A 2,831-nucleotide genomic window follows, 5' to 3' on the forward strand; every position below is an offset into this window, starting at 1 on the left:
GGGTGGGGGTACGGGACCGTGAAGGCACATGGATGTGCCGCCCGAGCCTAACTGGAGATTTAAGGCGTGTCCCGTACCCCCACCCGCCGGCCCCAGACAAGTAGACCGGCAGCGGAGGGCTGTTCGCTAAAAACCAACAGCAGCCGGGCAGAGCCCGGCTCTACGTGGTGATTGCAACCTGTATGCATCGCGCTTACATCGCCTCACCTAACCTGCAATCGCAACATCCGATACGCTCACGAAACAGGAGACCCCACATGCAGAAGATTCCCGAAGGTACCCTCATCGTTGTCGCTGATGGCGGTTCGGCCCGCGTGTTCACCAATGTGGGCGATGGCCGTACGCTGCAGCTGCGACAGGATGATCAACTGCAGGTGCAGGATGTGAGCGAACAAGGTGTGTCGGGGCAGGGGCCGTCCGGTTCCGTGCCGAAAGACATGAGCATCTCCCAGCTCAATGAAGCCACCTTTGCCAAGCAGCTGGCGGAACAGTTGAACGCTGAAGCACTCAACAATCGCTACGCGCATCTCATTCTGGTCGCCGATCCGCAGACGCTGGGGCGTATTCGTCCGCAGCTGCACAAAGAGGTTGAATCGCGTCTGTTGTTCGATCTGGCCAAGGACTACACCAACGCTCCGCTGGAAGACATCCAGCGCGCATTGGCAGCGTGAACCATGGGGTATGTCAGCCGCTTTGAAAACGGTGAACCCGAGCCGCTGCGCAGCACGGTGGATACGCTGCGCGGCTGGCACCTCATCGAGTTCGGAACCGACTGGTGTGGTCATTGCCAGAACGCACAGCCCGCGGTGAAAGCGTGGGTGGATGAACATGCCATCACGCATCACAAAGTTGAGGACGGCAAAGGGCGGCCACTTGGCCGCTCATTTGCGGTGAAGCTGTGGCCAACGCTGATCCTGCTGTGCGATGGCGAAGAACAGGCGCGTGTGGTGCGTCCTCATTCGGCCGATGATTTCGCTGCATTTGATGCGGTGATGACAAAATCTTCCGTGGCGTGAACGCGGATTCGTGATGCAACACTGTGATCCGTGAAGGAGGCAGTGTTGCATCTGGTGTACAATGTGCCGCTTGACCATTGACCCGGGCCATTGCCCGTCACGGTCGCCCTTCCTGCAGCGCCGCTGTGTCCACGTGGCCGTCCGGGAACGTCTGTTGAACCCCTCCTGCGCATTTCGCCGCACTTCATGAGGTGGTGCTTTTCCGTGCCGTGCGCGGAACCTCGGACGCGTGGTGGCCACGCTCCGAGGAGACACAGATGCAGGATCTGCATGCGGCACATGCCCATTTCGGCTGGTTCAAACGCCGCCGACAACTGAAAGTGGACGAGGTCACCGTGGTGGATCGCCCAATGCTGAAGCGCGCAGTCGGTGCCGCAGCATTGGGCAATGCCATGGAATGGTTTGATTTTGGTGTTTACGGCTATCTCGCCGTCACCCTCGGTCACGTGTTCTTCCCCTCCAGCAATCCCACCGCGCAGCTGATCGCCACCTTCGCCACGTTCACCGTTGCCTTCCTGGTGCGTCCCCTCGGCGGCATGGTGTTCGGCCCCCTCGGCGATCGTTATGGCCGGCAGAAGGTGTTGGCCTTCACCATGATTCTGATGGCGCTGGGCACCTTCAGCATCGGCTTGATTCCCTCGTACGAACGCATCGGGCTGTGGGCACCGGCATTGCTGCTGCTTGCGCGGCTGGTGCAGGGCTTCTCCACCGGTGGTGAGTACGGCGGTGCCGCCACCTTCATTGCCGAGTACTCCACCGACCGCAATCGCGGTCTGATGGGTAGCTGGCTGGAATTCGGCACGCTGGGCGGTTACATCGCCGGTGCCGCCACCGTCACCGCGCTGCAAATGGCGCTGAGCAGTGAGCAGATGCTCGATTGGGGCTGGCGCGTGCCGTTCCTGGTCGCCGGGCCGCTGGGCCTGCTGGGTCTGTACATGCGCATGAAGCTGGAGGAAACCCCGGCGTTCAAGGCCTATGCCGAAGAGGCCGACAAGCGCGACCACGAGCGTCCCGGGCTGGGTGAACTGCTGCGCGTGCATTGGCCGCAGCTGCTGAAGTGCGTGGGCCTGGTGCTGGTGTTCAATGTCACCGACTACATGCTGCTCACCTACATGCCCAGCTATCTCAGCGTGACCATGGGGTACGCGGAGAGCAAGGGCCTGCTGCTGATCATCCTGGTGATGCTGGTGATGATGCCGTTGAACATCGTCGGTGGCCTGTTCAGTGATCGACTGGGACGTCGGCCGATGATCATCGGCGCGTGCATCGCCTTGTTCGCACTGGCTGTGCCGTGCCTGCTGCTGGTCGGCAGCGGTAACGACGGGCTGATCTTCCTCGGCCTGATGCTGCTCGGTATCGCCCTGGTGTGCTTCACCAGCTCGATGCCGTCCACGTTGCCGGCGTTGTTCTACACCCCGGTGCGCTACAGCGCGCTGTCGATTGCCTTCAACATTTCCGTGTCGCTGTTCGGTGGCACCACGCCGCTGGTAACCGCCTGGCTGGTCGAGCGCACCGGCGACCCGCTGGTACCGGCGTACTATCTGATGGGCGCAGCGGTGATCGGCCTGATCACCATGCTGTTCGTCAACGAAACCGCCAACCTGCCGCTGCGCGGGTCGCCGCCGGCGGTGGGCAGCGAGGAAGAGGCGCGTGCGCTGGTCAAGGGCGATGAGCCGGTGACGGTGGATGCATCGCGGCCCATGCTGCCGCCGCAGTTGCTGCCGGAAGAGCCTCGCCCCGCATGACGTAACGTGTCCCACCCCTCGCCGTAAGCCGGTAGCGCCGGCCGTTGGCCGGCCCATACGGTCCGTGGGC

At 62.5% G+C, this 2,831-nt stretch carries 3 protein-coding genes; all 3 read left to right on the forward strand.

Annotated features, from left to right (window positions below; genetic code table 11):
- The first annotated feature begins 257 nt into the window (after nt 1-257).
- Nucleotides 258-671 carry a host attachment family protein gene (locus QMX83_RS21050; protein WP_282298572.1) on the forward strand — a complete coding sequence of 138 codons (414 nt, stop codon included), beginning with the start codon at nt 258-260 and terminating at the stop codon, nt 669-671.
- Between the two features lie 3 nt (nt 672-674).
- Nucleotides 675-1,016, forward strand: coding sequence for a thioredoxin family protein (locus QMX83_RS21055; protein WP_282298573.1), 342 nt, complete (start codon nt 675-677; stop codon nt 1,014-1,016).
- A gap of 257 nt (nt 1,017-1,273) precedes the next feature.
- Entirely contained in the window at nt 1,274-2,761 is a 1,488-nt protein-coding gene (proP, locus tag QMX83_RS21060; protein WP_282298574.1) for a glycine betaine/L-proline transporter ProP, read from the forward strand.
- The last annotated feature ends 70 nt before the right edge of the window (nt 2,762-2,831 follow it).

It is taken from the genome of Stenotrophomonas sp. PS02289, assembly GCF_029960115.1.
In the GTDB taxonomy this organism is placed as follows: Bacteria; Pseudomonadota; Gammaproteobacteria; order Xanthomonadales; family Xanthomonadaceae; genus Stenotrophomonas.